Source organism: Pseudomonas sp. MWU13-2100 (assembly GCF_023242365.1).
Taxonomy (GTDB): Bacteria; Pseudomonadota; Gammaproteobacteria; order Pseudomonadales; family Pseudomonadaceae; genus Aquipseudomonas.
The window spans coordinates 1-5,775 of record NZ_JALLIX010000080.1 but is presented as its reverse complement, the minus strand read 5'-3'; the positions used below and the strand labels follow the sequence as shown (position 1 = coordinate 5,775).

Annotated in this window: 2 protein-coding genes; both read left to right on the top strand. The window is 65.4% G+C overall.

Going from position 1 to position 5,775, the window contains the following annotated elements; genetic code table 11:
• Positions 1 to 544: phosphopantetheine-binding protein (locus tag M5B99_RS29125; protein WP_248807383.1), on the top strand; the 544-nt coding region annotated here is incomplete at its 5' end.
• 364 nt (positions 545 to 908) lie between these two features.
• Positions 909 to 5,775: non-ribosomal peptide synthetase (locus tag M5B99_RS29120; protein ID WP_248807382.1), on the top strand; the 4,867-nt coding region annotated here is incomplete at its 3' end.

Here is a 5,775-nt window from a genome sequence, read left to right as displayed (position 1 = left end):
CGAGGTGCGGGAAACGGTGGTGATGGCCCGCGAGGACGTGCCGGGTGAAACCCGCCTGGTGGCGTATTTCACCCCAGGCAACAGCGGTGAGGTACCGCAGAGTGGTGCCTTGCGCGCTTATCTGCAAGGACTGCTGCCGGACTACATGCTGCCGGCGGCCTACATGCAGCTTGACGCGCTGCCGCTGACCCCCAACGGCAAGCTCGACCGCAAGGCCCTGCCGGTGCCGGACAGCAGCGCCTACGCTTCGCGTGTCTACGAAGCCCCGGTGGGTGAAGTCGAAACCCGGCTGGCGGCGCTCTGGGCCGATTTGCTCAAGGTCGAACGAGTGGGGCGCCACGACCACTTCTTCGAACTGGGCGGCCATTCGCTGCTGGCGGTGAGCCTGATCGAGCGGATGCGCCAGGCCAACCTGGAAGCCGATGTGCGGGTGTTGTTCGGCCAGCCGACACTGTCCCAGGTGGCCGCCTCGGTGGGTACCACACAACGGGTGGAGGTGCCGCAGACGAAGATTCCGACGCTCAATCGCAAACGCCGTATCTGAAGCCCTGGCACGGCCCGTCCGATTTGCAATCGGTCGGGCCGTTGCCCTCTTTTTTTCTCCCTCCTGTGCAACCCCCGGCAGGGCGAGCTTATGGCGCGCCTTGTCCCGGCTTCCCATGACAGACAGTCGCCCATGGATGCTCTAATTTTCGAGACCTGTGGGGAGCATGGCGAATGGGATGTTTCGCATGTGTCAGTGGACCGCAGCCCTTTGTCGCTGCAGACCCGGTCACGCCTGCGCCCGGACTCCCGTGCTGTCTTCGAACCTCGAAGCCCCTCCGTTCTTTATCGCGCGAAACGCTGTCTCCGACACCGAGCCTTTGGGTCGTCAACCCTCTCCGAAATGATAAACAGCAGGTTATTCGATGCACTTCAGCGAATTGATGGCAGTTCTTTCCACGCACGCGATCCGTCTTCAACAGGAAGAAGACGATCTGGTGATTCTCGGTGACGATGAGGGCCTTGACAGCGCCGTACTCGACAGTCTCGGCGTGCACAAGGCGGAACTGCTCAAGCTGGTGGCACGAAACGGCGGAGACTGGTTGAGCCCGGCGTTCCGCATTACCGCGCAGATGCTGCCGCTGGCCAACCTCAGCCAGGAGGCGATCGACCGCATCGTCGACGCGGTGCCTGGCGGTGCCGGCAATGTGCAGGATATCTACCCGCTGGCACCCCTGCAGGAAGGCATTCTCTACCATCACCTGGCCGCCGGACAGGGTGACCCCTATGTGTTGCGGGCGCTGTTCGGTGCCGATAACCGCGAGCGCCTCGACGATTTCGCCCAGGCCTTGCAAGCGGTGATCGAACGCCACGATATCCTGCGTACCGCGATGGTCTGGGAAGGCCTCGACGAACCGGTACAGGTAGTGTTGCGCGAAGCGACCCTGGCGGTGGATGAGCTTGAACTGGCGACCGCCGACGGTGATATCGAGGCCCAGTTGCGCGAACGCTACGATTCCCGGCATTACCGCCTCGACCTGCGCCAGGCGCCGCTGATGCGCCTGGTCTGCGCCGAGGACCGGGCCAATGCACGCTGGGTGGCGATCCTGCTGTTCCATCACATTGCCATCGACCACGCCGCGCTGGAGCTGGTGCAGTACGAGATGCAGGCCTACCTGCTCGGCGAAGGCCATGCCTTGCCCGAGGCGGTGCCGTATCGCAACTATGTGGCGCAAGTCCGGCTGGGTGCCGGGGCCGATGCCCATGAAGGCTTTTTCCGCGATATGTTGGCGGACGTCGATGAACCGACGCTGCCATTTGGCGTGGTCGAAATCCCAGGCGGCGACCCGCTGATCGAAGAGGTCCGCTTGCCGGTCGAGGCCGCCTTGAGCCTGCGCCTGCGGGCCCAGGCCCGACAGCTTGGGGTCAGCGCCGCGAGCCTGCATCACCTGGCCTGGGCACGGGTGGTGGGCGCCGTTTCGGGCAAGTCGGACGTGGTCTTCGGCACCGTGCTGATGGGCCGGATGCAGGGCGGCGAAGGTGCCGACCGGGCCCTGGGCATGTTTATCAACACCTTGCCGTTGCGAGTAAAGCTCGAGGGGCATGCCGTACGCGAAGGGGTCAAGACCACCCACGCGCGCCTGACCGCCTTGCTCGGCCACGAGCACGCCTCCCTGGCCCTGGCCCAACGCTGCAGCGGTGTGGCCGCGCCGGCGCCATTGTTCAGTTCGCTGCTCAACTACCGCCACAGCAGCACCGAGTCGGTGGCATCGGCGGAGACCGTACGAGCCTGGGCCGGTTTGCACAGCCTCGGCGGTGAAGAGCAGAGCACCTACCCGATCACCCTGTCGGTGGATGACCTGGGCGAAGACTTCAGCCTGGCGGTCCAGGCCTTGGTGGAAATCGGTGCGCAGCGCGTCGGCGACTATATGTTGGCGGCCCTTGGCGCCCTGGTCGAGGCTTTGGAGCAACAGCCGCAAACGCCCTTGCAGCACCTCGAGATCCTTCCGCCGGCCGAGCGCCGGCAAGTGCTGCACGGCTTCAATGCCACGGCGCGTGACTATCCGCGGGACAGCAGCCTGCAAGAACTGTTCGAACAACAAGTGCTGGCGCAGCCCGATGCGGTGGCGGCCGTTCAGGATGGCCGGAGCCTGACCTACCAACAACTCAACAGCCGGGCCAATGGCCTGGCCCGCCACCTGACCGGCCTCGGCGTACAACCGGGCGATCGGGTGGCACTGTTGCTGGAGCGCTCCTTCGACCTGCTGGCCGGCCAACTGGCGATCATCAAGTGCGGCGCCGCCTATGTGCCGCTGGATATCAATGCGCCCGCCGAACGCCAGGCATTCATGCTGCACGACAGCGCCGCGCGGCGGGTATTGACCCTGAGCGGCAGCGTGCTGCCCGAAGGTCTCCAGCGGGTCGATCTGGACAGCCTGGAATTGGACGCCGACGTGTCGAACCCGGCGCAGGCCGCGTCCGCCGAGTCGGTGGCCTACATCATGTACACCTCCGGCTCCACCGGTACGCCCAAAGGGGTACTGGTGCCGCACCGGGCGGTCAGCCGCCTGGTGATCAACAACGGTTATGCCGATTTCAATGCCGGCGACCGCGTCGCCTTCGCTTCCAACCCATCCTTCGACGCCAGTACCCTGGATGTCTGGGCGCCACTGCTCAATGGCGGTTGCGTGGTCGTGGTGGAACAGTCGGTATTGCTGTCCCTGGACGAATTCCGCGCGCTGCTGCTGGCACAGTCGGTCAGCGTGCTGTGGATGACCGCCGGCCTGTTCCATCAATATGCCGGCGGCCTGATGGAAGCCTTCGGTCGTTTGCGCTACCTGATCGTCGGCGGCGATGTGCTGGACCCGGCGGTGATCGCCCGGGTCCTGGAAGAGGGGGCCCCGCGGCATCTGCTCAACGGCTATGGTCCGACCGAAGCCACCACCTTCTCCACGACCTTCGAAATCACCTCGGTGGGCAGCGGTGGCATTCCCATCGGCCGGCCGATCGGCAACAGCCAGGTCTATGTCCTCGATGCCTTGCGCCAACCGGTGGCCGTGGGTGTGGTCGGCGAGTTATATATCGGCGGGCAGGGCGTGGCCAAGGGCTATTTGAACCGCGCGGAACTGACCGCCACGCAGTTCGTCGCCGACCCGTTCAATGCCGAGGCCGGGGCACTATTGTACCGCACTGGCGACCTGGCGCGCTGGACCATGGACGGGGTTGTCGAGTACCTCGGACGTAACGACGACCAGGTGAAGATTCGTGGTTTCCGGATCGAACTGGGAGAGATCGAAGCGCGCCTGGGCGCTTGCCCGGGCGTCAGGGAAGCCGTGGTGCTGGCCCGTCAGGATGAACCCGGACACAAGCGTCTGGTCGCCTACCTGGTAGGCGAGACCGGGAGCGCCTTGTCGGTACCGGAATTGCGTCGCGAGCTGGCGGCGTCCCTGGCTGAATACATGCTGCCAAGTGCCTTCGTCGTCCTCGAGTCGTTCCCGCTGACGGCCAACGGCAAGCTGGATCGCCGGGCCTTGCCGCCACCGGACGCCGATGCCTATGCCAGCCGTGAGTTCCGGGCCCCCGAGGGCGAACTGGAAATCACCCTGGCGCGGCTGTGGTCCGAGTTGCTGAAAGTCGAGCGAGTCGGACGCCACGACCATTTCTTCGAGCTCGGCGGGCACTCGCTGCTGGCCGTGAGTCTGATCGAGCGCATGCGCCAGTTGGGCCTGAGTGCCGACGTGCGCGTGCTGTTCAGCCAGCCGACCCTGGCCGCGCTGGCCGCTGCTGTCGGCGGCGGCCGCGAAATCAGCGTGCCGGACAACCGGATTGGCAAGGTTTGCGAACGAATCACCCCGGACCTGCTGCCGCTGGCCAACCTGACCCAGGCGCAGATCGACCAGGTGGTGGCGACGGTGCCGGGCGGTACCGCCAATGTGCAGGATATCTACCCGTTGGCGCCGTTGCAGGAGGGCATTCTCTATCACCACCTGGCGGCCCGGGCCGGCGATCCCTATGTGTTGCAGACCCAGTTCGCCTTTGATGACCACGAGCGCCTGGACGCCTTTGTCCAGGCTTTGCAGATGGTCATCGACCGCCATGACATCCTGCGTACCGGGGTGGTCTGGGAAGGCCTGGATTCACCCGTGCAAGTGGTCTGGCGCCAGGCGCGCCTGCACCTTGATGCGCTTGAGCTCGACCCGACGGCCGGCGAAATCGGTGCGCAACTGCACAGCCGTTTCGACCCGCGACACTACCGCCTGGACGTCACCCAGGCGCCGCTGATGCGCCTGGCCTATGCCGAAGATCCGCTCAACCAGCGGATCAGCGCGATGCTGCTGTTCCACCACATCGCCCTGGACCATATGGCGATGGAGGTGGTGCAGCATGAAATGCAGGCCTGGCTGCTGGGTGAGGCTGCGGCCTTGTCGGCGCCGGTGCCGTATCGCAACTATGTGGCCCAGGCGCGCCTGGGTGTCAGCCAGGCCGATCACGAAGCATTTTTCCGCGACATGCTCGGTGAGGTGGAGGAACCGACCCTGCCGTTCGGCTTGCAGGATGTGCAGGGCGATGGCAGCGATATCGAGGAAGCCGGCCAGGCGCTGGACCGCCAGCTTGACCTGCGCCTTCGCGCTCAGGCCCGGCAACTGGGGGTAAGCGTCGCCAGCCTGGTGCACCTGGCCTGGGCCCAGGTGCTGGGTAAGGTCTCGGGGCGCCGCGATGTGGTGTTCGGTACCGTACTGATGGGCCGGATGCAGGGCGGCGAGGGTGCCGACCGCGCACTGGGGATGTTTATCAACACCTTGCCGCTGCGGGTTACCGTGGGCGGGCAGGGCGTGCGCGCCGGAGTCAAGGCGACCCATGCGCGGCTGACCGCGCTGCTGGGGCACGAACATGCGTCCCTGGCCCTGGCCCAGCGTTGCAGTGGCGTGGCCGCACCGACACCATTGTTCAGCGCCTTGCTCAACTATCGTCATAGCGCCGTTGGGAGTGTTTCCGAGCAGGCCGTGCAGGCCTGGCACGGTATCCATGCCCTCAGTGGCGAAGAGCGCACCAACTACCCGCTGACCTTGAACGTCGATGACCTGGGCGAGGGTTTCAACCTGACTGCCCTGGTGGCTTCGTCGATGGGTGCGCGGCGGGTCTGTGGCTATATGCACACGGCGCTGGAGCAACTGGTGGAGGCCTTGGAGCAGACGCCGCAGGCGTCGTTGCAGAGCCTGTCGATTCTGCCGGCCGATGAGCGCGAACAGTTGCTGGTGGGGTTCAACGATACGGCGCTGGATTATCCGCAGG